Origin of the sequence: Tenacibaculum finnmarkense genomovar ulcerans, assembly GCF_900239495.1 — a bacterium.
In the GTDB taxonomy this organism is placed as follows: Bacteria; Bacteroidota; Bacteroidia; order Flavobacteriales; family Flavobacteriaceae; genus Polaribacter; species Polaribacter ulcerans.
On sequence record NZ_OENE01000007.1, the window covers coordinates 83,298 to 109,877 of the forward strand.

Here is a 26,580-nt window from a genome sequence, read left to right on the forward strand (position 1 = left end):
TAGTGCGTCTTTTAGCTATTTTTTATAAAAACACCTTATTTTTTATCGTTAGTTGCTAATAAAAAACCAATAGTGAAATTTGCATCCCAGTCAAAAATTACGGAATGAACTTTAGTAACATCATTTATGGCTTTAAAAATATTTAAACCAGATTTTATTTTTTCACCCCTTCTTTTAATTACTTTTTGATAAAAATTAATGTCTTTATTTAAAACCGTGTAGCGTTCATTTCCTTTGCGTAAAGATTTTGCTAATTGATACGGAACACCTCCTATTATAAAACATTGAGAAGCTCTGTTAGAAGGAATTTTTTCTGCAACTTTATGCACCGCTTTATATACAATTGTATCAGCGACTCCTTGCTGAAAATACTTAGCACCATAGGTTTCTTTACCGATCATTTTATCGGAATCTAAATACGATATTTTTGTGTTTCCTGAGCCTATATCTACTAAATAAGCTGTTTTTTCAAACCTTTTAGGAATAACAGCATCTAAGGCATATTGACCTTCTTGCTCAGGTGTTACTACATTTACAACGTAGCCTATTCTTTTAAGTTCTTGTTTGATTAGTATGGTAATATCTTGTTTGTTAGCTCCTGAACTCACTACAAAATGTATGTTGCTAGGCTTTACACCAAACTCTATAATTCGTTGTATATATTTCTTTAATTTTTTATTAACCTCTTCGGTATTGGTAATTCCTTCGGCAATTAAACTATTACCAAATTCTTTACTTTTCATCTCCCAATTGTTGTTTTTATCAATAGCAACAATAAATGAATTAAAACCAGAGGCACCTAATTCTACCACTCCTTTTAAAGTTCCGTTAATTGGTTTGGTTGGCTTGTAATTAAAACTAGCCGTTTTCCTTTTTTCTTTTTTTGCCGATTTTTCAGCAATTTTACTAGTTAGTTTTACTTCTTCTTTTTTTTCTTCTGATTTACAAGAAACAAAGGTGTGTGAGATTGTTAATAAAACCATCCACAGCAAAGACATTTTTTTCATAAACTTTTGATTTTTAGATTTTTTTATCTGGGGGAGGCAATTTTTTGTAAAAATACTTTTTTTATTTTTTTGAAACAACGATTTTATATGAAGTAATTATTAAGAAATAAAAAAAACCTTATAAATCAAAAGATTTATAAGGTTTTGTGGAGGTGTCTAGCGGATTCGAACCGCTGTACATGGTTTTGCAAACCATTGCCTAGCCACTCGGCCAAGACACCTTTTTAATATTTAAGACTGCAAATTTACATTTTTTTTTTAAAATATTCCTTTTTTTATGGAAATTTTTATAAAAATGTTATTAACATTCTGTCAACATCTTAAAAATGTTTTGTGTTAATTAGTCCGAACATCTTTTAAAACAATAACCACTTCGGCTACATTTCCTCCAATTGGCGGATTAATTTTTGCTACGCTAACTTCGGCTTTATCAACAAGTTGTATTTCATCAAAAATTCTGTTTAAAATACGCTGTGCAACGTGTTCTAATAATTCTGAACGAATTGCCATTTCTTGCTTTACAATATGATTTAAATGTACATAATCTACTGTGTCGGCAAGTTTATCTGTTGCTGATGATTTTTGCAAATTAGCTGTTACTTCAATATCAACTCGGTATTCTGAGCCAATTTTTGCTTCTTCTTCTAAACATCCGTGGTTGGTAAATAATCGAATGTTGTTAACACGTATAATTCCCATAATATTTTTTTAAGTATATTTTAAAGTATTTTTTTTGAAAAAATTAGTACAAAAATACGTTTTTTACTTTACTTAAAAATATAGCTGTTTTTCACTCAAAAAAAACAGTAAATTTGTTTTAACTGAACCACCAATCAATATTTATGTATTTATGACAATTTTTATTCTTTCTGTAAGCGATCAAATTTATTCTACCCAAAGAATATATAAAGAAGCTACCCGTCGTGGGCATAATGTGCGTATTATTAATCATTTAAAATGTACGGTAAAACTTGCAAATGGCAAAGTCGAAATACACTATAACGGTGAAAATATTATTGATATTCCTGATGTAATTATCCCTCGAATTGGCGCTTCTGCTACACGTCATGGCGCTGCTATAGTAAAACAGTTTGAACTAAGTGGTGTTTATAGTACAGCAACTTCAATGGGTATTTTACAAGCTCAAAATAAGGTGCGTACTTTGCAAATTATGAATCAGAATAATATTGCGATTCCCAATACTATATTTTCTGTAAACCCCGATACTATTGATGAACAAATTAATTTGTTAGGCGGCGCACCCATTATTATCAAATTACAAGAAGGTACACACGGTTCAGGCGTTATTTTGGCAGAAAGTAATCAATCAGCAAAATCAATTATTGATACGATGTACGCTACTAATGCCAATATTTTGTTACAAGAATTTATCGCCGAGAGTAATAGTGAAGATATCCGTGCTTTTGTGGTTAATAATAAGGTTGTTTCAGCAATGAAAAGAAAAGGCGCTGCAGGTGATTTCCGTTCTAATATTCATCAAGGAGGAAGCGGATTTAAAATTTCTTTATCCGAAGAAGAAAAAGAAATAGCCATAAAAGCAAGCCAATATTTAAACTTACCTGTTGCAGGAGTTGATTTAATTCGTTCTAAAAGAGGTGCTTTATTAATTGAAGTAAATACCGCCCCTGGCTTGCAAGGAATCGAAAATTATACAAATCAGAATATTGCCAAAATGATTATTAAATTTTTAGAAGACGATGTTTACACAAAACTTTAAAAATGACGTTGTAGAAATTCGAGGGCATAAAATTGGACTCGGAAAATCAGAACTTATTAAAATTCCTATTGATAGACTGCCAACGGGTACGCTTATCGAAATTCCCGTATATGTTTTTAATGGATCACAAGCAGGACCTACTATTTTATTGCAAGGTGGTTTGCATGGCGATGAGGTAAATAGTGTTGAATTGGTTCGTAGAATGCTGATTGATAAAAACTATAAAATTCAGCGAGGTTGCGTTATTGTAGTGCCTTTATTAAATGTTTTTGGCTTTTTGAGTCTGTCTCGAAATATGCATGGAAAAGATGTAAATAGAAGTTTTCCAGGATCTAAAAAAGGCTCTTTAGCGAGTAGAATGGCGTATTATTTAATGCAAGAAATTACTAAAAATGTCGATTTTTCCATTGATTTTCATACTGGTGGAGCGCAAAGAAGTAATTTTCCGCAAATACGATATACCCCTGATGATGAAGATGCTTTTCAATTAGCAAAACTATTTAATGCTCCTTTATTATTTGGTTCAAAACTGATTCCTAAATCGTTTAGAAATCAATGTTATAAAAATGATATTCCTGTAATCGTCTATGAAGGGGGTGAAGCATTGCGTTTAGATGAACATGCAATTCAAGAAGGGATAAACGGAACGCTTCGAGTGTTAAAACATTTTAAGATGATTTCTGAAAATATTGAAATTCCTAAAAACACAAGCGTTATCATCAGTAAAAAAAGAATGTGGATTCGTGCTAAAGTTGCTGGGTTATTTAATCCGACAGTAAAAAATGGTGCTTTTGTTTTAAAAGGACAAGTTTTAGGGCATATTATGGATACTTACGGAGCAACAAATTTTGCTGTAAAAGCTTCTGCGGATGGCTATATTATCGCCAAAAATAATTTCCCGATTGTAAATATGGGTGATGCCTTATTTCACTTCGGAAATGCTTAATAATTTATCAAAAAGAAGCAAAAACAGCACTAAAAATATTAAAAACACACCTATAAATAAATAGCAGTATCTTTGCCTCTTCATAGAAGTGCTTATTTTAGAGTATTTCTGAAATAATATATATGACATTTAAATCTTTAGGATTATCCGATGCTTTATTAAAAGCCATCGACGAAAAAGGATACGATACCCCATCACCAATTCAAGCAAAAGCAATACCACCTATTTTAGAAGGGAAAGATGTATTAGCTTCAGCACAAACAGGAACAGGAAAAACAGCAGGTTTTACATTACCAGTTTTACAACGTTTAGCAGATTCTAAACACCCTAAATACCGACCAGTAAGAGCATTAGTACTTACACCAACAAGAGAACTTGCTGCCCAGGTTCATGACAATGTAAGAGAATATAGTAAGTATTTAGATATCAGATCTGCCGTAGTTTTTGGAGGTGTAAAAGCTGCCAGTCAAATAAAAACATTACGTCAAGGAGTCGATATTTTAGTTGCCACTCCTGGTAGATTGTTAGATTTACACGATCAAAAAGCAGTATCATTTAACAGAATAGATGTACTTATTTTAGATGAAGCTGATAGAATGTTAGACATGGGTTTTGTTAGAGATATTAACAAAATCATTAGTTTTATGCCTGCAAAACGTCAAAACTTGATGTTTTCTGCAACATTTTCAACAGAAATTAAAAGATTAGCTTCAGGAATTTTAAGAAATCCTGTTTCAGTAGAAGCGGAACCTGAAAATTCAACGGCAGAGAAAGTTGCCCAAAAAGTATATGCGGTAGATAAAGGTAAAAAAACCGAAGTAGTTATCAACTTAATTAAAGATGGTAATTGGAGTCAGGTTTTAATCTTTACTAGAACTAAACATGGTGCTAATAAATTAACTGAAAAGTTAATAAAATCAGGAATTTCTGCTGCGGCAATTCATGGAAATAAAAGTCAAGGAGCTCGTACAAAAGCATTGGCAAATTTCAAGAATAATACCAACCGAGTATTAGTTGCTACTGATATTGCAGCTCGTGGAATTGATATTCCTTTATTGCCACACGTTATCAACTTCGAATTACCAAATGTACCAGAAGATTACGTACACAGAATTGGTAGAACAGGTAGAGCGGGTGCAAAAGGTGAAGCGCTTTCATTAGTTTGTAGTGAAGAAACGGAGTATCAAAAGGAAATTGAAAAAATATTAAAGCAAAAATTAAAGACTGAAATTATCGCAGGATACGAACCTAGAGATACCGCTGGTCCTAAAAGAGCTTCAACACAAAAGAAGGGTTCTACAGCCAAGAAAAAAGGCGTAGGCGCTAGTCATAGAGGTGGTAGTACTGCAAAACCAAAAAGACAGCGTCCTAGTAATAATTCAAGAAGCAACAACTCAGGAAGTTCTTCTAGAGGTGGTTCTTCTAGTAATTCTGAAAGTTCATCAAGAAGAAATACAAGAAGATAATTTTTTTAAATTCTTATAGAATACTAAAACCTCCAAAGTTTGATTTTCAAATTTTGGAGGTTTTCTATTTTTATATCACTTACAACATTTTTTATTAAAATTATTAGAAGCTATTTCCCGCTTTCCGCACTCGCTTTTTTTGTTTGAAAAAAACAAAAAAGAGCTCAAACAAAGCTTCAATCGGGGCTAGGAATTTTAACTATTTTCAAGCAATAGAACAAAACAACTTACAGCTTGTTAAAAAAAGTTAAAAATCATAAAAAAACACCATACTACAATAACTTTAATCCTATCTTTTAGCTACTTTTGAACAAGAATTTTAATTGTTAGCATTATGAAATACGACCCAATAGACAGTAGCTTATTTATAGAAAACCGCAAAAATTTTATGGCAAAAATGAAGCCAAATAGTATTGCTGTTTTTAATTCAAACGATGTATATCCAGTAAGTGCCGATAGTGCGCTTCCTTTTGAACAACATCGTGATATTTTCTTTTTAAGTGGTGTTGACCAAGAAGAAAGTGTTTTACTTTTATTTCCTAATTGCCCAAAAGAACATTTACGTGAAGTATTATTTTTACGTGAAACAAATGAACATATTGCTGTTTGGGAAGGTGCAAAATTAACCAAAGAAAAAGCCCTAGTAACAAGCGGAATCAAAAGCGTTTATTGGTTACAAGATTTAGAAAAAGTACTTGCCGAAATGATGGCACTTGCCGAAAACGTGTATATAAACACCAACGAACATTACCGTGCATCGGTAGAAACAGAAACTCGTGAAGCGCGTTTTACAAAATGGTTATTAGCAAAATATCCTGCACATTCTATAGCTAAAAGTAATCCTATTTTACAACATTTACGCTCTTTAAAAAATCCTATTGAATTAGCTTTAATTCAAAAAGCCTGCGATATTACCGAAAAAGGATTCAGACGTGTCTTAGATTTTATCAAACCTGGGGTTTGGGAATATGAAATTGAAGCTGAATATATTCATGAATTTATCAGAAACCGTTCTAAAAGATTTGCCTACACACCAATTATAGCTTCAGGAAATAATGCGAACGTATTGCATTATATTGAAAATAATCAACAATGTAAAGCGGGCGATTTAATTTTGATGGATGTTGGTGCACAATATGCCAATTACGCTTCCGATATGACTAGAACCGTGCCTGTTTCTGGTCGTTTTTCAGAGCGTCAAAAAGCAGTGTATAATGCGGTAAACCATGTAAAAGATGAAGCTACTAAATTATTAGTTCCTGGAACTATTTGGGCTGATTATCATAAAGAAGTGGGTAAAATAATGACTTCAGAATTGTTAGATTTAAAATTAATCGACAAGGCTGATGTTCAAAATGAAGACCCAAACTGGCCTGCATATAAAAAATATTTTATGCACGGAACTTCGCACCACATGGGCTTAGATACCCACGATTACGGATTGTTACATCAGCCAATGCAAGCAAATATGGTGTTTACCGTTGAGCCTGGAATTTATATTCCTGAAGAAGGTTTTGGTATTCGTTTAGAAGACGATGTGGTAATTCAACAAAATGGTGCGCCGTTTAATTTAATGCGTAACATTCCTATTGATGCTGATGAAATTGAAAGTATTATGAATAAATAATAATTTTATTTAAAAGACTATTCTGAAAATAAAGCTTAAAAATTAACAAGAAAATTGTACAAGAATTACAAGGGGCTAAAACCCCTTGTTTTTTTGCTTGAAAACTAAAAAAAATAAAATTATTGCTAAAAATAAAATGTTATGATTAAAAAAAATGTACTACTTATTTTACTATTTACCAGTTGCTTGTCTTTTTCACAATCTAACTGGAAAAAATTTAAAAAATTATCTTCTGCAAAAAAAATATGGATTATTTTTCATCCATTTAAAGCTAAAAAAGCACAACAGATTTCTAAAAAAGCGTATAGAGTTGCCGATTCTATTAAAAAATCGCCAGTATTAGATGGCGATGGTGCAGGCGGGCAAGTTGATGCCTTTCGTCATGCCTTTTGGATGGCTAGTTTGCGTCAAGAAATAGGAAAAAATGCCGCTCGTTCTTTAGGAAAAGCACACGAAAGAGAAAATTATCAAACTTATAAAAAACGAAAACTAGAAGACGGTGTTATTCCTGATAAAATAGCAACAACGATGGATTTATTTAACAATAATATTGGATTATCGCTTACTAAAAAAGGCGTTATAACACCTAAGAAAGCATTAATTTATAAAGTGATAAACGCGGTTAAAGCAGGGAGATTAAAAATTATTAAAAAAGATGCCAACGGAAATTTTTTAACCTGTAATAATACCCCTATTTCTGAAAAATCATTAAAAGGAAAGTGGGAAAATAATAAGTGTTTGGTAAATTCGAATCATATAAAATAGGGTTTAAAAACAAGTAACACAAACAATATAATTTGTTAACATATACTTACGTTTTAAGGCTAAAAACAGTTTTATATTTGCAGTGTTGTTGTTTTTAAAACATATCCCCCCGTGTGTTAAATACTGAACTCGTAGACTTGTGTGTTGCGAGTTTTTTTCATGCCTTTTTTATAAAGTGAACTGTTAAACGAGCTGTTTTAAAAGTGATTTTTACAGGTGGATAAAAATATTTAAATTAAATGATAGGCTTTTTTTTTATATAGAAATCCCTTCCACAATTTTTGCGTAATTTTGTACTTCAATTTCAACAGAAGATGTCAGAAGAAAAGAAATCACTTAATTTTTTAGAACAAATTATTGAAGAGGATTTGGCAAACGGAATGCCAAAAGAAAACTTACGTTTTCGTTTTCCTCCAGAACCTAATGGATATTTACATATCGGACATACAAAGGCTATCGGAATTAGTTTCGGTTTAGGGCAAAAATACAATGCTCCTGTAAACTTGCGTTTTGACGATACAAACCCTGCTAAAGAAGAGCAAGAATATGTAGATGCTATTAAAAAAGATGTTACTTGGTTAGGGTATCAATGGGAAAACGAATTATATTCATCTGATTATTTTCAACAATTATACGACTGGGCTGTTTTATTGATAAAAGACGGAAAAGCGTATGTTGATAGTCAATCTTCTGAAGAAATGCGTACTCAAAAAGGAACGCCAACTCAAGTAGGAACGAATAGTCCTTATAGAAGTAGAACTGCAGATGAAAATTTAGATTTATTCAGCAGAATGAAAGCTGGTGAGTTTGAAGAAGGAACACATGTTTTACGTGCAAAAATTGATATGGAATCGCCAAATATGTTATTGCGTGATCCGTTAATGTATCGTATTTTAAAGAAAGCACATCACCGTACAGGTAATGATTGGGTTATTTATCCAATGTACGATTGGACACACGGAGAAAGTGATTATTTAGAGCAAATATCGCACTCATTATGTTCTTTAGAATTTAAACCTCATAGAGAATTATATAACTGGTTTCGTGACAATGTGTATGAATACAGTAAATCAGAATTTCCAAATGCACCAAAACAACGTGAGTTTTCTCGTTTAAACTTAAGCTACACTATTATGAGTAAGCGTAAGTTATTAACATTGGTAGAAAATGGCATCGTAAACGGATGGGATGACCCAAGAATGCCAACAATTTCTGGATTAAGAAGACGTGGATATACACCTGCTTCAATCCGTAATTTTATTGAAACTGTGGGAGTTTCTAAAAGAGAAAATGTCATTGATGTTTCTTTATTAGAGTTTAAAATTCGTGAAGATTTAAATAAAACTGCCAATAGAGTTATGGGAGTTTTAGATCCTGTAAAAGTAATTATTGATAATTATCCTGAAGATAGAGAAGAAATTCTTATTGCAGAAAATAATCCTGAGGATGAAAATTCTGGTACAAGAATAGTTCCTTTTTCAAGGGAAATTTACATCGAAAGAGAAGATTTTAGAGAAGAAGCTAATAAAAAATTCTTCCGATTAAAATTAGGAAAAGAAGTTCGTTTAAAAAATGCTTATTTTATAACTGCAACAAGTTGTGAAAAAGATGAAAATGGCAAAATTACCGTAATTCACTGTACCTATGACCCATTAACAAAATCGGGTAGTAATACTGAAGAAAGTAAGCGTAAAGTAAAAGGTACTTTACATTGGGTTTCTGTAAAACACGCCGTAAAAGCTGAGGTTAGAGTGTACGATAGATTATTTTCTGATGAAGCTCCAGATGCTCATAAAGACAAAGATTTTATGGAATTTGTAAATCCTAATTCATTAGAAAAAATTACTGCTTTTGTAGAACCAAGTTTACAAACTGCTAAAATTGGAGAGCAATTTCAATTTCAACGTTTAGGATATTTTAATGTTGATGATGATTCAACTTCAGAGAATTTAGTATTCAATAAAACAGTTGGATTAAGAGATAATTGGGCAAAAGCTAATAAATAAAATGTTTTAAAATAGTATTGTTTTTATGTGAATAAAAGCTTAAAATCAATTTTATAAAAGTCACTATTTTTACATGAAAATAGTGGCTTTTGTGTTTTATAAATTTATGATTCATAATGTTTTATCTTGTTTTTGATAAGAAAATAATATTTGCCTATATTTGTTTAAATTAAATTAAAATGAAAAAAATTATATACCTGTTTTTATTAACTGTATCGTTTACTGCTTTTGCACAAATGCAAGAAAAAAAAGAAAAAATTGCACCAGCTAAAAATGAATTTAAAATAGATGCTTTCGATTTGGCTTTTATGAGAGCACTTGACGTTAGTTATGAGCGTGTAGATAATCAAAACATGGGGTATGGAGTTTCTTTGTTATTAAATTTTCAAGATGATGATCTTTATAATGAAAAATTTGCCGTAACACCTTTTTTTAGAATGTATTTTTTTAATAAACAGGATTATGGAGCAAGAGGTTTTTTTGCAGAAGTGTATGCAAAGTTTGCTTCAGGAGAAAATCCAGAAGATTATTATGAGCCTGTTTATGATAATTACTCATCACCAAACCAAGAATATTATCATGATTTTTTTGATGTCTCTTTTGGAATGGGATTGGGTTGGAAATGGGTAAATAAAAATGGTTTTAGTGTAGAAGCTTCTTTAGGAGGAGGAAGATACTTGGGGTTTGACAATCATTCGCCTGAATTTTCTGGTAGAGGAGGCGTTTCATTCGGATACCGTTTTTAATTTGATAAACTATTATTTTTAGTTCTTAAACCAAATAAAATTTAAAAACACCTATGATTGACTTGTGGTTAATTATAGGTGTTTTTTTATGCTAAAAATCCATTTTCCATTTTCGATAGAATATGTATCTTTACTGATTAAGAAAAGTTAGAAACTTAAAAAATTATCTGACTGAAAATCAATAATAAAAAAGTGTTTTTTGATACTGAGTATTTCAGATTTAAAAAATACTTATAAACTATATAATTTTATGAGTTGTAACAGTTGTTCAACTAGCAAAGATGGGGTTCCAGGTGGTTGTAAAAGTAATGGAAATTGCGCCAGTGGTACCTGTGGAAGTGGTAATAAACTTGCCGTTTTTGACTGGTTATCGAATATGACTTTACCTACCGGTGAAGCTCCTTTTAATATTTTTGAAGTTCGATTTAAAAACGGACGTAAACATTTTTTTAAAAACACCGAAAAATTAACCCTTTCTATGGGTGATGTTGTTGCCGTTGAAGGATCATCGGGGCATGATATTGGTATTGTAGCGTTGGCAGGAGAACTTGTAAAAGTTCAAATGAAAAAACGAAAAGTTAGTCAAGAGAGTGAAGAGGTAAGAAAAATATATAGAAAAGCATCACAAAAAGATATTGATATTTGGCAAACAGCCAGAGATAGAGAGCAAGAAACGCAACGAAAAGGACGGGAAATTATTAGTCGCTTAGCACTAAAAATGAAACTTTCTGATGTAGAATATCAAGGAGACGGTACCAAAGCAACGTTTTATTATACTGCCGATGAACGAGTAGATTTCCGTCAGTTAATTAGAGATTTAGCAGGTACTTTTTCTATCCGTGTAGAAATGAAACAAGTGGGTATGCGTCAAGAAGCAGCTCGTTTAGGAGGTGTTGGTTCTTGTGGTAGAGAATTATGTTGTTCTACTTGGTTAACCGATTTTAGAAAGGTAAATACCGCAGCGGCAAGGTATCAGCAATTGTCATTAAACCCGTTAAAATTAGCTGGGCAATGTGGTAAATTAAAGTGTTGTTTAAACTTTGAATTAGATACTTATTTAGACGCTTTACAAAGTTTTCCTAAGCAAGATAAAATACTAAAAACCGAAAAAGGGGATGCTGTTTTTGTAAAAATGGATATCTTCAAAAAAATAGTTTGGTACACGTATAAAGAAGAAAGTTTTAAGTGGTTTAGATTGTCATTAGAACAGGTTCATGAAATTATTGCATTGAATGAAAATAATGAACTCGCTTTACCGTTAGATGAGTATGAGTTAGAAATTACTGTACAGCCAATTGTTGATTTTGAAAATGTAGTTGGGCAAGATAGTTTAACTCGTTTTGACGCTCCTAAGAAATCACGAAATAATGCTAGGGTAAAATCAAGAAAACCAGTGGTAAAAAAAGAAGGGAGTTTAACGGCTAAAACACCACCAAATAAACGCCCTCAAAGAACTCCAAGAGCTGCTGCTAATAAAAGAGAAGGTAATTTACCTGTTAAAAATAAGCAAGCAGAAGGACCACCAAATAAACGCCCTCAAAGAACTCCAAGAGCTGCTGCTAATAAAAGAGAAGGTAATTTACCTGTTAAAAATCAGCAAACAGAAGGACAGCCAAAAAGACGCCCTCAAAGAAGACCTGTAAATAAAAGAGAAGGTGATTTATCTGCGGAAAATCAGCAAACAGAGGGACAGCCAAAAAGACGCCCTCAAAGAAGACCTGTAAATAAAAGAGAAGGTGATTTATCTGCGGAAAATCAGCAAACAGAAGGACAGCCAAAAAGACGCCCTCAAAGAAGACCTGTAAATAAAAGAGAAGGTGATTTATCTGCGGAAAACCAGCAAACAGAAGGACAACCAAAAAGACGCCCTCAAAGAAGACCTGTAAATAAAAGAGAAGGTGATTTGTCTGCGGAAAATCAGCAAACAGAAGGACAACCAAAAAGGCGTCCTCAAAGAAGACCAGCAAATAAAAGAGTGGTAAAAAAGAATATTGTTGAAAAAAAGAAGGAAGCTAACAAACCAATAGCAAAAGAAACACCTAAGGCAAGCAAGCCTAAAAAATCAACAGTGCCGACTGAAAATAAAAAGAACGATATAAAAAATGAAAAACAATAGCCTAGTTATCTTTTTTTTAGCTGTTTTTGCAATCATATCTTGTGATTCAAAAAGTGTTTATGATACCTATAGTACGTTATCTGAGGGTTCGTGGAATAAAAACAATGCAGTTGTGTTTACTTTTGATGTAAAAGATTCAATACACAAAAAAAACTTGTTTATAAACCTTAGAAATAATGAAGACTATGCGTACAGTAATTTGTTTTTAATAACACAATTACGCTTTGCTGACGGGCAGGTGCTGGTTGATACTTTAGAGTATGACATGACAGATACTAGCGGGAAATTTTTAGGAAAAGGCTTTTCAGGAGTTAAAGAAAATAAATTATTTTATAAAGAAAATATAACGTTTCCCACTACAGGAACACATACTTTTAAAGTTACACAAGCTATGAGGAAAAATGGTAAAATAGAAGGTATTAAAGAGCTTAAAGGAATTACACAAGTAGGATTTAGAATTGAAAAAACACAATAATGACAGAGCAAAATACAACTAGTTTTAGTGGATATATCAAATGGTTTTGGGGTATATTATTAGGTGGATTCCTCTTTGTAGGGCTATTATTTTTATTAGCTTCATGGGGTACTTTTGGAGCGTTACCTTCCTTTGAAGAGTTAGAAAACCCTAAAAGTGATTTAGCAACAGAAGTTATTTCTTCGGATGGAAAAACATTAGGAAAATACTATGTAAAAGCCAATAGAACACCAATTGAGTATAAAGATTTGCCTGAGGTTTTAATAAAAGCCTTAGTCGCTACTGAAGATGAACGTTTTTACGAACATTCAGGGATTGATTTTTACGGTACTGCAAGAGCTATTTCAAATTTTGGTAGAAAAGGAGGTGCAAGTACTATTACACAGCAATTAGCTAAAAACCTTTTTAATAAAGGAGGTTCGAGTAATATTTTTAAGCGTCTTTCTCAAAAATTAAAAGAGTGGGTAGTTGCAATAAAATTAGAGCGTCAATACACCAAAGAAGAAATTGCTACCATGTATTTAAATACACAAGGTTTTCTTTTTAATGCAACAGGTATTCGTTCTGCTACACGTATTTATTTTGGTAAAGAGCCTAAAGAATTAGATATACAAGAAGCGGCTATTTTAGTGGCAATGTTAAAAAATCCGAGGCAGTATAATCCATATAGAGAGCGCTCTAAAAAGAAATCGTTACAACGTAGAAATGTGGTTTTTGCTCAAATGGCAAAAAATGAGGTTATCAGCCAAAAAGAAAAAGATTCGCTACAAAAATTACCTTTAAAAATCAATTTTACACCAGAGAGTCATAGTGATGGATTGGCAACTTATTTTAGAGAAAATTTAAAACAACGTCTTAAAAAATGGGCAAAAGCAAATCCAAAAGATAACGGTGAGTTTTACAATATTTATAAAGATGGTTTAAAAATACATGTAACTATTGATTCTCGTATGCAAAGATATGCAGAAGAAGCGAGTAGCGAACATATGGCTAATTTGCAATCATTTTTCTTTAAAGAACAAAAGGAAAATAAAAATGCTCCTTTTTACGATTTAGAAAAATCTCAAGTTTTAAATATTTTAAAACGAGGAAAACGAAGTTCAACACGTTACAGGCGTATGAAAGCGGCAGGGAAAAGTGAAAAAGAAATTGAAAAATCGTTTAATACAGATGTAGACATGCGCGTGTTTTCGTGGAAAGGAGACAGAGATACGGTAATGACTCCCTACGATTCTATTCGTTATTATAAACACTTTTTACGTTCTGGTTTGGTTTCTATTGAACCACAAACAGGGCATATTAAAGCGTGGGTTGGTGGTATTAGTCATAAGTATTTTAAATACGATGCTGTAGAGCAACAAAAACGTCAAGTAGGTTCTACTTTTAAACCTTTTGTGTATGCAACAGCGATTAATCAATTAAAAATGTCGCCTTGTGATAAATTACCTAATATTTTATATACTATTCCAAAGGAAAAATATGGAATGCCAAAAGATTGGACACCTGAAAATGCCAGTAATAAATACGGAGGTGAATTAACCTTAAAACAAGCTTTAGCACGTTCTGTAAATGTAATAACGGCTCGATTAATAGATAAAGTATCACCTATAAATGTGGCACGTTTGGCAAAATCAGCAGGAATAACTTCTAAAATTGATGCAAACCCAGCAATTGCTTTGGGTGCAGTTGATTTATCATTAATAGAAATGGTAAGTGCATATTCAACCTTTGCAAATAAAGGATTGCGTGTTAGCCCGATGATGATTACCAGAATTGAAGATAAAAATGGAACTATTTTAGAAGAATTTGTACCTAAAACAAAGGAGGTTTTAAGTGAAGAATCAGCTTATGTGGTATTAGATTTATTAAAAGGTGTTACACAATCAGGTTCAGGTGCACGATTGCGCTCTGGTTGGACAAAAAGAAAAGATGCTACAACAGGTTTTCCATATAAGTTTACCAATCCGATAGCAGGAAAAACAGGAACTACACAAAATCAATCAGATGGTTGGTTTATGGGAGTTGTACCAAATTTAGCAACAGGTGTTTGGACAGGTGGTGAAGATAGAGCAACTCATTTTAAAGGAATCGGTTTAGGACAAGGAGCAACCATGTCATTACCAACTTGGGGATTATATATGCAAAAATGTTATGCAGATAAATCATTAAATATCAGTGAAAAAGATTTTGAAAAACCTTCAGGAGAATTAACCATTACTATTAATTGTAGTGAGGTAAAAAAGAGTGATGATAAACAAGATGAAGAAGGAGATACTGATTTTTAAGAAATTTTTTCAAGAAATATAGTATTTATATAAACGTCAAGAATTCTATTAACATAATAAAAAACTAAAATGATACACAAAAAAGTAAATAGCGTAGAAGAAGCCCTTATCGGGGTAAAAGATTCGATGACCTTTATGTTGGGAGGTTTTGGTTTATGTGGAATACCAGAAAATGCAATTGCAGAGTTAGTAAAATTAAATGTTAGAGAGGTAACATGTATTTCTAATAATGCAGGTGTTGATAATTTTGGCTTGGGTTTATTACTTCAAAATAAGCAAATAAAAAAAATGATTTCTTCGTATGTAGGAGAAAATGACGAATTTGAACGTCAAATGCTTTCAGGTGAGTTGGAAGTTGAATTAACGCCTCAAGGAACTTTAGCAGAAAAATGTAGAGCTGCACAAGCAGGTTTTCCTGCTTTTTACACACCTGCAGGTTACGGAACAGAAGTAGCTAAAGGAAAAGAAACTCGTGAATTTGATGGTAAAATGTATGTGTTAGAACCTGCTTTTAAAGCCGATTTTGCTTTTGTAAAAGCATGGAAAGGTGATACGGCAGGAAATTTAATCTTTAAAGGAACAGCTCGTAATTTTAACCCAAATATGTGTGGTGCTGCAACAATTACGGTGGCTGAGGTAGAAGAATTAGTTCCTGCAGGAACACTAGACCCTAATCAAATACATATTCCTGGTATTTTTGTACAGCGTATTTTTCAAGGAGAAAAATATGAAAAGAGAATTGAGCAACGAACTGTAACTCCTAAACTGTAAAAAAATGGCTTTATCAAAACAACAAATAGCACAGCGAATAGCGAAAGAATTACAAGATAAATGGTACGTTAATTTAGGAATCGGAATTCCTACGTTAGTGGCTAATTATATTCCCAAAGGCATTGATGTTGAGTTTCAATCAGAAAACGGATTGCTAGGAATGGGCGCTTTTCCTATAGAAGGAACCGAAGATGCCGATTTAATAAACGCAGGGAAACAAACCGTAACAGTTTTAGATGGCGGATCTATTTTTGATTCGGCAATGAGCTTTGCTATGATCCGAGGAAAACACGTACAATTAACTGTTTTAGGTGCGATGGAAGTTGCTCAAAATGGCGATATTGCCAATTGGAAAATTCCTGGGAAAATGGTAAAAGGAATGGGCGGAGCGATGGACTTAGTAGCATCGGCAGAAAATATTATTGTCGCTATGATGCACACTAATAAACGTGGCGAATCTAAAATATTAAAAAAATGCTCTTTGCCCTTAACTGGTGTTGGTTGTGTTACAAAAGTAGTAACGAATTTAGCTGTTTTAGAGGTGAAAAATAACGCATTTTACTTATTAGAAAGAGCGCCTGGTGTTTCTGTGGAAGAAATTCAAGCAGCAACCCAAGGAACTTTAATCGTAAATGGAGAAATCCCTGAAATGGCTATTTAAGATGAAGTATTTTAAAAAGTTTTATTTAGTTATTTATCCATTATTAATCGTGTTTTTTATTTTTATGCTAGATAAAATATTTCTTATTCAAGAATCTTGGATAAGAATAGGTATCGCAATTGCTTTAGCCTATATTTTATCACCAAGAAAAAAAATAATTAAAACAGCAACGGGAGACAGAAAACAATTAACATGGATTTTTCTTAAAAACCCTATATTTTTAGATTAATGAAAATAATATCATACAACGTAAACGGAATTAGAGCCGCTTTAAAAAAAGGATTTATAGAGTGGTTAAAATCTGCTAATCCTGATGTAATTTGTATTCAAGAAACCAAAGCTCACAAAGAACAACTTGATGTTACGGATTTTGAAAATGCAGGATATCCGTATCATTATTGGTTTTCGGCACAAAAAAAAGGCTATTCATCCGTAGCAATTTTTTGTAAAGAGAAACCAAATCATATTGAATACGGAACAGGAATTGAAAGCATGGATTTTGAAGGAAGAAACCTTCGTGTAGATTTTGATGCCGTGTCTGTAATGAGTTTATATCTTCCGTCAGGAACAAATTCTGAACGCTTGAATTTTAAATTGAATTATATGGATGAATTTCAAGAATACATCAATAATTTAAAGCAAGAAATTCCGAATTTAGTGATTTGTGGTGATTATAATATTTGTCATGAAGCAATTGATATTCACAATCCGAAGATGAAAGGAGTTTCAGGGTTTTTACCTGAAGAAAGAACTTGGTTTACCGAGTTTATCAAAACAGGTTTTACAGATAGTTTCCGTTATTTAAATGAAGATAAACAAGCATATTCTTGGTGGAGTTATCGAGCAAATTCAAGAGCAAACAACAAGGGTTGGCGTTTAGATTATGCGATGGTTGCTGAACCTTTGAAAGATAAAATAGCAAGAGCCTACATTTTACCAGAAGCAAAACATTCTGACCATTGCCCGATTGTTGTTGAATTAAATTTATAAATTTTAAAAAAGAAGTAACATGAAAAACGTATTAATACTACTTTTTTTTACGGTATCAATTTTTGCACAACAACCTGTTGATAGTGTTTTTACCCCAAAAGAACAGTTGGCGATAGCTATTGATTCAAGCTTTGTGGCAACAGATTCTATTGTAAAAGATACTATTAAAAGAAAAAAGATTTATGCCTGTTTTTCAGATACAGATTTGAAAAAAGTAGATAGTTTACTGATTGAAAAAAAATTCAATGCGTCATCATTTGATACAATTCAATATGTAATTAATGACAAAGATATTATTGGCAATACAACAGCAATGCTTTCTACCGATTTACTAAAAAAGCGCTTGCATGATTTGAATTTAAAAACACCATTTCATTTAGCTTATAGTCCATCTTTAGAAAAAGTAATTAATAGTTATTTAAAATATCGAACAAAATATTATCCTGCTTTAATGGCAAAGGCACAGTATTATTTTCCGATGTTTGAACAGTATTTAGATCAGTTTGATGTTCCGTTAGAAATGAAATATTTAGCCATCGTAGAATCGGCATTACGTCCTGCGGCTCGCTCAAGAGTTGGCGCAACAGGGCTTTGGCAATTTATGTATGGCACAGGAATTCAGTTTGATTTAAAAGTAAATTCGTATGTTGATGAGCGTCAAAACCCTGTAAAAGCAACTATTGCGGCGTGTAAATATTTAAGTCATTTACATAAAATTTTTGGCGATTGGGATTTAGCTTTGGCAGCCTATAATTCAGGTCCTGGAAATGTTTCAAAAGCAATAAAGCGATCAGGAGGATATAGAAATTATTGGAATATTCGCCCGTATTTGCCTCGTGAAACGGCAAGTTATGTTCCTGCTTTTTATGCAACGATGTATATTTTTGAATATGCCGAAGCACATAATATTTATCCTGAGCCACCAACTATTTTTCATTTTGAAACCGATACGATTCAAGTAAAAAGAACGGTTACTTTTGATCAAATTGCTGCAAAAACAAATATTGATACCGAATTATTATCATTTTTAAATCCGTCATATAAATTAGCGGTGATTCCGTATGCCGAAAATAAAAATTACGCAGTTCGATTGCCTAAAAAACATGTAATTGATTTTTTAGAGAAAGAACAAGATATTTATGTGTTGGCAAATACAGAAGATGGTAAAAGAGAAAAGCCGTTGCCGAAATATTTTGAAGAAGATAAACAAACGCGTTACAAAGTGCGTAACGGCGATTATTTAGGGAAAATAGCGACTAAATTTGGTGTAAAAGTAAGTCAAATTAAGCGTTGGAATGGTATGCGTTCTCATCGATTAAAAATAGGGCAGCGTTTAAAAATTTATCCAAAGAAATTAACGGCTCATAAAAAAGTAATTCGAAATAAAAATAAACTTCCAAAAGGACCACATAAAGTGTATGTGGTAGAAAGTGGTGATTCGTTATGGACTATTTCAAAAAAATATCCGTCAGTTTCTATTGATCAAATTAAAAAATGGAACAATATTTGGAGTGTTAAAAGTTTGAAACCAGGAATGAAACTCAAAATTTTTAAAAGTTAATTTATTCTTTTGATTTTTTTAAAAAAACACACCAAACACCAGCTCTTAAAAAGTTATAAAAACAACGAATTATGAAAAAAATAATAGGCTTACTTTTTTTAGTGATTTTTGCCACATCATGTAATACTGCTACAGGAAAAGAGGGCTATACTTTGCCAACATCTAACGGTAACACCAATAAAATAATGGTGGTTGTAAAGGCGTTAGATTGGGAAGGAAAAATTGGAAATAAAATACGTACTATTTTTGGTGAGCATCAAGTGGGCTTGCCACAGCCAGAAACCTTGTTGTCGGTTAGTCAAATAGACCCTAGTGGTTTTGGTAGCTTTATGCGACATTCAAAAGCAGTTTTAATGATTAAACAAGGCGAAAAAGAAAGTATTACTGTTGAAAAAAACAGGTATGCAAAACCTCAAATTATCATACATGCTACGGCTAAAGATAAAGCGGGTGTTTTAAATATGTTAGATAAAAGAGGTAAGGAAATTATCAAATTATTTAAAGATGAAGATATAAAATTCACGCAAAAAATATTTAAAAAAGAACGTATTGATGAAACGGGGTTTAAAACCGTTAAAAATATCGGATTTACCATTGATATTCCTAAACGTTTTAGATTGGTAGAGGATTCGGGTGATTTTATTTGGTTTCGTCAGCACTTAAGAAGTGGTGTTGCTCGTGGCGATGGAACGAACAATGTATTAATTTATACAATTCCTTTAGGTGATGAAAATAAAGTTGCCGATAATATAACCGCAGTACGTGATACGATTGGTAAAAAACATATTCCTGGAAGTAAAAAAGGTATGTATATGATTACCGAACAAGCTTACACGCCTTTTACTTTTGATGCTATAATCGATGGTAAAAAAGCGTACGAAACTCGTGGGAAATGGGAGGTTAAAAATGATTTTATGGCAGGGCCGTTTATTAATTACACCATTATTGATAAGAAAAATAATCGCTTGGTTGTTTTTGAAGGCTTTACCTATGCGCCGTCTGTAAATAAACGTGATTTTCTGTTTGAATTAGAAGCAATTGCAAAATCAATGAAAATAAAATAGTTAAATTATTTAGTTAAACTTAGACCTCACAGGTTTTTAAAACCTGTGAGGTCTATTTATTTCAGTATTGCATCAATTTTTAAAGTTGATGCTTTTTTTATTTGAAGTAGTATTTTTACTTTTTAGTACAAATGCCTAGCCCCGATTGACGCTTTGTTTGAGCTCCTTTTTTGATTTTTTTCAAAAAAGAGCGAGTGCGGAAAGCGGGAAATTGCTTCTAATTATTTTTAAAATAGCACTATTTGACACAAAATAACGGTTTAATTACAAACCGTGTTTTAGAACTTGATGATGTTTAAATTTAATAAGGAGGCTGAAAATTATCTTTTTATTGCTATTTTTACGCTTTTACGTGCAATAAAATTACTTATATTTTTGTTGTAGAGTAAAAGCATAATGATATGAATAAACTATCCAAAATTTTAGTTTTTAACCTTCTTTTAGCTACAGTATATTCTTGTAGTGTGAAAAAAGATGCTTTTTTAAATCGAAATTTTCATGCGCTTACCACAAAGTATAATGTGCTTTTTAATGGTGAACAGGCTTATTTAAAAGGGCTAGAAGAGGTTAGTGCCAAGCATAAAGATAATTTTTGGAAACCTTTACAAATAGAGCCGATTACTTTTGAAGCGGATCAAATTATATTGCCTGTTTTACAACCTGGTTCAGGGTTTGATATGAGTGATGTTGATCAGGAAGAAGAAGTTTTAACAATGTTTGATAAAGCGGAAGAGAAAGCGGTAAAAGCCATTCAAAAGCATTCGATGAATATTAATGGTTATGAAAAAAATAGGCAGATTGATGATGCGTATTTATTATTAGGAAAATCACGGTATTATACACAGCGTTTTGTGCCCGCAATTGAAGCGTTTAATTATATTATTGCGAATTATCCAAATGCGAGTTTAATTAATGAGACAAAAGTGTGGCGGGCTAAAACAAATATTCGTTTAGATAATGAAAAATTAGCCATAGAATCGCTAAAATTTTTATTAGAATTAGAAGAAAATGAAGCCGAACTTCCTGATGTAATAAAAGAGCAAGCACACACCGCAATGGCAATGGCATATCAAAAAACAGATACCATTCAAAAGGTAATTGAACATTTAACGGCGGCTTCAAAAATATTTAAAAATAAAGAACAAGCGGGGCGTAATATGTTCGTTTTAGGGCAAATTTATAGTGAATTAAATTATAAAGATTCTGCACGTGCTGTGTTTAAAAAATTATCAGAAACTAGAAAGGCTCCGCATAAATATCGTATTCGTGCAAGTATTGAAATGGCTAAAAATACGCCAAACGATTCAGCATCGATTGTTGTTTTATCAAAATTGAAAAAATTAATCAGAAATTCAGATAATCGAAAGTTTTTGAATGCGCTTTATTATCAGGCGGGTGTTTTAGAGTTAGGGCGAAATAAAACCGATAATGCTATTGATTATTTTAAAAAATCGATAAAAGCGAAACATAATAACGACTATCAAAAAACATATGCTTACGAGCGTTTAGGGGCTATCGCTTTTGATAAACAAAAATATGTGTTAGCGGGTGCTTATTATGACAGCGTTTTAACGGTAACCTCTAAAGAGTTTATAAATGAAAAACGCATTAGAAGAATCCGAAGAAAAAATAAAGGGTTAACAAGGCTACGAGAATATGAAAATCTTGTTACTACAAATGATAGTATTTTAAAATTAGTAGCAATGCCAATTGCCGAACGTACTTCTTTTTTTGAGAAGTATATCGAAAAAATTAAAAAAGAAGATCAAGATAAAAAGCAACTCTTATTAAATGCTCAGAATTTTGGAAGTTCTTTTGGAACAAGTAGCGGAATTAATACCCCTAGCAATAAAGGGAAGTGGTATTTTTATAATACGCAGGTATTGGCTTTTGGAAAAGCAAATTTTCAGAAAGTTTGGGGAACACGTCCTTTAGAAGATAATTGGCGATTGTCGGATAAATCTACTAGTAATATTCAAGAAGATGAAGCTGTTTTAACGGAGTCGAAAGTTAATTTGCGTTACGAATTATCAACCTATTTAAACGAAATTCCTTCGGATAAAAAAATAATTACAAGCTTAATAGAGAGTCGTAATGATGCGTTGTATCAGTTAGGTTTAATTTATAAAGAGCAGTTTAAAAATAACAATCTAGCTATTAAAAATTTAGCCCGTGCGCAAAAAGAACAGCTTAAAAAACAAGATTCTAGCTTAGAATTACCAATAAGTTATCATTTATATCAACTATATAGGCTAGAAAATAATGTAGCTAAAGCAGGATATTATAAAAATATAATTTTAACAAAATATGCGCCAACAACATTTGCTGAAATTATAAGAAATCCAACAAAAAAAGTAGTAGCAAACAAAAAAGAAGATGTACTTTTAAACAGGTATAAAGAAATATACTACTTGTATAAAGAAAATAAATTTGAACAAGTTATAAAAGAAATAGAAACGGTATCTTTAACAGTTAAAGAATCAATATTGATACCTAAGTTTTTGTTTTTAAAAGCATTGGCTATTGGTAAACAAAAAAATAAAGAGGCATATATTAAAGCGTTAGAGTTTATAGCAATTCGGTATGCTGATAAGCCCGAAGGTGTTAAAGCAATAGAAATATTAGATAAATTAAAAAAATAAATCCCCTAAAAGATGTTTAGTAAAGAAAGTAAAAAAACAAGCGAAGTTAAAGTTTCAGAAAGAAATGTTATTGGTAAAAATACACAAATAAAGGGTGATATTATTTCGGAAGGAGACTTTAGAATTGATGGAACTTTAGAAGGAACAATTAAAACCAACGGAAGGGTTATTATTGGCGAAGCAGGTTTTATTAAAGGAAAAATAGAGTGTGCAAATGCCGATATTGAAGGGAAATTTTCAGGTGAATTAGTCGTTTCAAACACCTTAACGGTAAAAACAGCAGCAAATATTAACGGTGATGTTATTATCGGTAAGCTTTCAGTAGAGCCAGGTGCGTCATTTAATGCAACTTGTGCAATGAAAGGATCGGTAAAAGAATTAAATAGCAATGGAAAAAAAGAAAAAACCGCTTAGTAAGTACCTTCGCTTTACCGGTATTGCTTTTCAAATGGGTTTGACTATTTATTTAGGAAATAAACTTGGCGAATGGTTAGACCTAAGGTATGCTAATGAAAATGAATTATATACTAAGGTGTGTACTTTGGTCGCTGTTTTTGGAGCGATGTTTTCGGTAATATCTCAAGTTTCAAAATTATCTAAATAAATATTTAAGTAAAAAATGATTAAACGTATTTTGTATTTTATCGCCCTTATAATGTTATTATTTGCGGTGGGTTATGGTTCTCATAATGCTATTTTAAATATGCGTGGCGATGTCATATCATACTCCTTGTTTTCGGTGTACCTATTTCATGTAGTGGCTACAAGTATTATATATGCATTGTTTGAACTTCTTGCAAGTCAACTGCCAAACGAAGCAGGGTATGGCTATTTAGCATCGATGCTTTTAAAGATCGGTTTTTTTGTGCTAATATTTCAAAAGGATGTATTTACAGGTGTACAGCTCAGTCAACCAGAAAAGGTTTCTTTAGTGATTCCTTTATTTTTATTTTTGATAACTGAAGCAATGGGTGTTTTTAAGTTGTTAAACAGTAAGTAGTTCGCTTTTTTATGCCCACTTTTAACAGCATGTTAAATTTGTATTAAAACTAAGACAGAAAACGGTTTGTAGTTTTGATTACAATATGTACCTTTGCACGGAAATTTACAGACCTTAAACCTATATTCAAATTTAAGATATGATGATAGCAAAAAAATCTATCAAGTTTTTAACAATACTTGCATTAGTTTTTACATCATTTTCAGTATTCGCTGAAGGTGGAACTACTACTTTACAAGAAGGTGAGCATACAACTTCACCTAAAAGTGAACACACTGTATTGCAGGAAAATGAGCACATTATAGAACAAGATGGTGGCCGTGTAAACACAAAGGCTGAAATTGAAGCTTATAAAAAGCATCACTTAGCAGATTCGCACGATTTTAATTTATTTTCGTACACCAATGATCAAAATGAAAGAAAACACGTAGGAGTTCCTTTACCTACAATTGTTTGGACAAGTAAAGGTTTAAGAGCTTTTATGTCGTCAGCTTTTCATCATAATGATGATGGTCATGTAGTTGTGCCAGCAGATGGAGTAAAGTTAACTAAAATACACAGTAAAATATATGAGTTAAATGAAGGAGAAACAGCTGTTTCTTTTGATGAGGCTCACCATGCTACAAATGCTCATAAAGTATTGGATTTTTCTATAACAAAAAGTGTTGTAGGAATGCTTTTAGTAGGTTTGTTAATGATTTTTGGCTTTAGAGGATTAGCTAAAGGATACAAAAAAGGCGCAATACCAACTGGTTTTGCAAGAGTTTTAGAGCCTTTAGTATTATATGTTAGAGATGAAATAGCAAGACCAAATATTGGTGAAAAGCATTACCGTAAATTTATGGGATTCTTATTAACTGTTTTCTTTTTTATCTGGGTTTCAAATTTATTAGGGTTAACTCCTTTAGGATTTAATATTACAGGACAATTAGCTGTAACAGTTTGTTTGGCTCTTTTTACCTTTTTTATCGTACAGTTTTCAGCGAATAAAGACTATTGGAAACATATTTTTTGGATGCCAGGAGTTCCTGTAGCCATGAAATTTATTTTAGCACCTATTGAGTTTTTAGGTATTTTAACCAAGCCTTTTTCATTATTTGTACGTTTATTTGCTAATATTACAGCAGGTCACTCAGTAGTAATGGGTATTGCCGCTTTAATGATTGTATTAAAAGCGAAGTTTGGAACAGCAGGTGCTACAGGTGTATCTGTATTTTTAACGTTGTTTTTAACGTTAATTGAAGTGTTGGTAGCTTTCTTACAAGCTTATATCTTTACAATGTTATCTTCATTGTTTATTGGTATGGCAGTAGAAGAACATGAGCACCATTAATAAAATGAAATTTTTTGTTTAATTTAATATAAATCAATTATTATGACAGGTCTTACTTTAATAGGAGCAGGTTTAATCGTAATCGGAGCAGGATTAGGATTAGGGAAAATCGGTAGTAGCGCAATGGAAGCTATCGCACGTCAACCTGAAGCTGCTGGAAAAATCCAAACAGCAATGATTATTATTGGAGCATTATTAGAAGGTTTAGCATTCGGTGCTTTACTTTTAGGATAATCTTCCAGAAATTAAAAAGAAACACTTTCTGCAACGATTGGTTGCAGAAGTGTTTTATTAAACAATAAAAAAATACAAAATAAATTAGTATGGGAATTTTTAATGATTTTTCAATAGGATTATTTGTCATGCAGGCTTTTATCTTATTAATCTTAATTTTTTTAATGGTAAAATTTGCTTGGAAGCCTATTTTAACTGCCTTAAATGACAGAGAAGAGGGTATTCAAAATGCATTAGATCAGGCTGAAAATGCTCGTAAAGAAATGCAAAATTTACAAGCTGATAACGATAGATTATTAAAAGAAGCACGTGCAGAAAGAGATGCAATGATGCAAGAAGCTCGTGATATTAAAGACAATATTGTAGCAGAAGCAAAAGAAGAAGCACAAGCGCAAACTTCTAGCATGATTGAAAATGCGAAAGCAACAATAAAACAAGAGCAACAAGCTGCTATTTCTGAATTAAAGAAAACAGTAACTGATTTATCTTTAGATATCGCTCAGCAGTTAGTCAGAAAAGAGTTAACTTCACCAGCAGATCATTTAAAGCTAGTAGAAGGAATGTTAGAAGAGATTACTTTAAACTAATCAATCGATGAAAGGAGCTAGACCAGCATTACGTTACGCAAAAGCAATATTAAATTTAGCTAAAGAAACTAATAAAGATTCTTTAGTAAACGATAATATGAAATTCATCGCAAGTACTATTGCAGAAAGTAGCGATTTAAACAGAATGCTTAAAAGCCCTGTAGTTAAAGCCACTGATAAACAAAAGGTTTTAGTTGCACTTTTTGGTGATAAAGTAGATGCTATCATAAAAGGTTTATTCAATTTATTAGAAGAGAATAAACGTATGATAATGTTAGAAGCTATTGCAAAGCAATACGCTATTCTTTACGATGCCTATAAAGGGATACAGGTTGCTAAAGTTACTACCGCAGTAGTTTTAACAAAAGAGTTAGAAGATAAAATACAAGCGAAAATTGTTTCTTTAACAGGAAATAGCGCAAGTATAGAAAATATAGTAAATCCGAATATTTTAGGAGGATTTATTTTACGTGTTGGAGATGTGCAGTATGATGCAAGTATTTCTAATCAATTCAAAGAGTTAAGAAGAGAATTTGACAATTAGTCAGTATATTCCACAA

At 32.1% G+C, this 26,580-nt stretch carries 25 protein-coding genes, 1 tRNA gene and 1 pseudogene; 24 read left to right on the forward strand and 3 right to left on the reverse strand.

From position 1 onward, the window contains the following. Window positions 1–35: 35 nt before the first annotated feature. The 3 genes from DPIF8902391_RS02815 to folB form a co-directional block, all read right to left on the reverse strand. Window positions 36–1,007 (reverse strand): hypothetical protein, encoded by a 972-nt coding sequence (locus DPIF8902391_RS02815; RefSeq protein ID WP_172504986.1) that lies wholly within the window; start codon window positions 1,005–1,007, stop codon window positions 36–38. Window positions 1,008–1,154: 147 nt separating this feature from the next. After that, window positions 1,155–1,228 (reverse strand) — tRNA-Cys (locus tag DPIF8902391_RS02820). 115 nt (window positions 1,229–1,343) lie between these two features. After that, entirely contained in the window at window positions 1,344–1,706 is a 363-nt protein-coding gene (folB, locus tag DPIF8902391_RS02825; RefSeq protein ID WP_058886156.1) for a dihydroneopterin aldolase, read from the reverse strand. Window positions 1,707–1,857: 151 nt separating this feature from the next. Between folB and DPIF8902391_RS02830 the strand changes: the two genes are divergently transcribed. From DPIF8902391_RS02830 to atpH, 24 genes and pseudogenes are all read left to right on the forward strand, one after another. Beyond that, on the forward strand, window positions 1,858–2,745 hold the full coding sequence (locus DPIF8902391_RS02830) for a RimK family alpha-L-glutamate ligase (protein WP_058886155.1): 888 nt from the start codon (window positions 1,858–1,860) through the stop codon (window positions 2,743–2,745). Beyond that, on the forward strand, window positions 2,726–3,691 hold the full coding sequence (locus DPIF8902391_RS02835) for a succinylglutamate desuccinylase/aspartoacylase family protein (protein ID WP_058886154.1): 966 nt from the start codon (window positions 2,726–2,728) through the stop codon (window positions 3,689–3,691). The genes DPIF8902391_RS02830 and DPIF8902391_RS02835 overlap by 20 nt, the downstream gene beginning before the upstream one ends. A 122-nt stretch (window positions 3,692–3,813) precedes the next feature. Next, window positions 3,814–5,157 carry a DEAD/DEAH box helicase gene (locus tag DPIF8902391_RS02840; RefSeq protein ID WP_058886153.1) on the forward strand — a complete coding sequence of 448 codons (1,344 nt, stop codon included), beginning with the start codon at window positions 3,814–3,816 and terminating at the stop codon, window positions 5,155–5,157. A gap of 334 nt (window positions 5,158–5,491) precedes the next feature. After that, window positions 5,492–6,784, forward strand: a complete 1,293-nt coding sequence (locus DPIF8902391_RS02845) for an aminopeptidase P family protein (RefSeq protein ID WP_058886152.1) — start codon at window positions 5,492–5,494, stop codon at window positions 6,782–6,784. Window positions 6,785–6,925: 141 nt separating this feature from the next. Further along, window positions 6,926–7,549: a DUF6973 domain-containing protein gene (locus tag DPIF8902391_RS02850; protein ID WP_144430081.1), complete on the forward strand. Its 624-nt coding sequence runs from the start codon at window positions 6,926–6,928 to the stop codon at window positions 7,547–7,549. Between the two features lie 314 nt (window positions 7,550–7,863). Further along, window positions 7,864–9,555 carry a glutamine--tRNA ligase/YqeY domain fusion protein gene (locus DPIF8902391_RS02855; RefSeq protein ID WP_172504987.1) on the forward strand — a complete coding sequence of 564 codons (1,692 nt, stop codon included), beginning with the start codon at window positions 7,864–7,866 and terminating at the stop codon, window positions 9,553–9,555. Between the two features lie 179 nt (window positions 9,556–9,734). Next, the gene (locus DPIF8902391_RS02860; RefSeq protein WP_172504988.1) at window positions 9,735–10,301 is read left to right on the forward strand and encodes a hypothetical protein; all 567 of its coding nucleotides are present in this window, start codon (window positions 9,735–9,737) and stop codon (window positions 10,299–10,301) included. A gap of 250 nt (window positions 10,302–10,551) precedes the next feature. After that, window positions 10,552–11,874 (forward strand): annotated as a pseudogene (locus DPIF8902391_RS02865) (PSP1 domain-containing protein); the annotation flags it as partial. A gap of 529 nt (window positions 11,875–12,403) precedes the next feature. Then, window positions 12,404–12,892, forward strand: a complete 489-nt coding sequence (locus DPIF8902391_RS02870; RefSeq protein ID WP_058886149.1) for a gliding motility lipoprotein GldH — start codon at window positions 12,404–12,406, stop codon at window positions 12,890–12,892. Further along, window positions 12,892–15,177, forward strand: coding sequence for a transglycosylase domain-containing protein (locus DPIF8902391_RS02875; protein WP_172504989.1), 2,286 nt, complete (start codon window positions 12,892–12,894; stop codon window positions 15,175–15,177). Before DPIF8902391_RS02870 ends, DPIF8902391_RS02875 begins: the two co-directional genes overlap by 1 nt. A gap of 69 nt (window positions 15,178–15,246) precedes the next feature. Next, window positions 15,247–15,948 carry a CoA transferase subunit A gene (locus DPIF8902391_RS02880; protein WP_101914047.1) on the forward strand — a complete coding sequence of 234 codons (702 nt, stop codon included), beginning with the start codon at window positions 15,247–15,249 and terminating at the stop codon, window positions 15,946–15,948. A 4-nt stretch (window positions 15,949–15,952) separates the two neighbouring features. Then, a complete protein-coding gene (locus DPIF8902391_RS02885) occupies window positions 15,953–16,609 on the forward strand; it encodes a 3-oxoacid CoA-transferase subunit B (protein ID WP_172504990.1) in 657 nt (218 codons plus the stop codon). Between the two features lies 1 nt (window position 16,610). After that, window positions 16,611–16,838 (forward strand): hypothetical protein, encoded by a 228-nt coding sequence (locus DPIF8902391_RS02890; protein WP_058886145.1) that lies wholly within the window; start codon window positions 16,611–16,613, stop codon window positions 16,836–16,838. Then, complete coding sequence (locus tag DPIF8902391_RS02895) at window positions 16,838–17,599, forward strand: exodeoxyribonuclease III (protein WP_172504991.1); 762 nt, start codon at window positions 16,838–16,840, stop codon at window positions 17,597–17,599. The genes DPIF8902391_RS02890 and DPIF8902391_RS02895 overlap by 1 nt, the downstream gene beginning before the upstream one ends. 19 nt (window positions 17,600–17,618) lie before the next feature. Next, the gene (locus DPIF8902391_RS02900) at window positions 17,619–19,160 is read left to right on the forward strand and encodes a lytic transglycosylase domain-containing protein (RefSeq protein WP_058886143.1); all 1,542 of its coding nucleotides are present in this window, start codon (window positions 17,619–17,621) and stop codon (window positions 19,158–19,160) included. A 71-nt stretch (window positions 19,161–19,231) separates the two neighbouring features. Beyond that, window positions 19,232–20,224: a DUF4837 family protein gene (locus DPIF8902391_RS02905; RefSeq protein ID WP_172504992.1), complete on the forward strand. Its 993-nt coding sequence runs from the start codon at window positions 19,232–19,234 to the stop codon at window positions 20,222–20,224. Window positions 20,225–20,625: 401 nt separating this feature from the next. Next, entirely contained in the window at window positions 20,626–22,866 is a 2,241-nt protein-coding gene (gene porW, locus DPIF8902391_RS02910) for a type IX secretion system periplasmic lipoprotein PorW/SprE (RefSeq protein ID WP_172504993.1), read from the forward strand. A 12-nt stretch (window positions 22,867–22,878) separates the two neighbouring features. Next, complete coding sequence (locus tag DPIF8902391_RS02915; protein WP_058886140.1) at window positions 22,879–23,280, forward strand: bactofilin family protein; 402 nt, start codon at window positions 22,879–22,881, stop codon at window positions 23,278–23,280. After that, complete coding sequence (locus DPIF8902391_RS02920) at window positions 23,255–23,470, forward strand: AtpZ/AtpI family protein (protein WP_058886139.1); 216 nt, start codon at window positions 23,255–23,257, stop codon at window positions 23,468–23,470. The genes DPIF8902391_RS02915 and DPIF8902391_RS02920 overlap by 26 nt, the downstream gene beginning before the upstream one ends. A 15-nt stretch (window positions 23,471–23,485) precedes the next feature. Beyond that, window positions 23,486–23,866 (forward strand): DUF6168 family protein, encoded by a 381-nt coding sequence (locus DPIF8902391_RS02925; protein ID WP_144430080.1) that lies wholly within the window; start codon window positions 23,486–23,488, stop codon window positions 23,864–23,866. A 139-nt stretch (window positions 23,867–24,005) separates the two neighbouring features. After that, window positions 24,006–25,199: a F0F1 ATP synthase subunit A gene (gene atpB / locus DPIF8902391_RS02930; RefSeq protein WP_058886137.1), complete on the forward strand. Its 1,194-nt coding sequence runs from the start codon at window positions 24,006–24,008 to the stop codon at window positions 25,197–25,199. Between the two features lie 42 nt (window positions 25,200–25,241). Next, window positions 25,242–25,433, forward strand: a complete 192-nt coding sequence (gene atpE, locus DPIF8902391_RS02935) for an ATP synthase F0 subunit C (protein ID WP_058886136.1) — start codon at window positions 25,242–25,244, stop codon at window positions 25,431–25,433. An 89-nt stretch (window positions 25,434–25,522) separates the two neighbouring features. Then, a complete protein-coding gene (locus DPIF8902391_RS02940) occupies window positions 25,523–26,020 on the forward strand; it encodes a F0F1 ATP synthase subunit B (protein WP_058886135.1) in 498 nt (165 codons plus the stop codon). Window positions 26,021–26,027: 7 nt separating this feature from the next. Then, a complete protein-coding gene (atpH, locus tag DPIF8902391_RS02945; protein WP_058886134.1) occupies window positions 26,028–26,564 on the forward strand; it encodes an ATP synthase F1 subunit delta in 537 nt (178 codons plus the stop codon). Window positions 26,565–26,580: the final 16 nt, after the last annotated feature.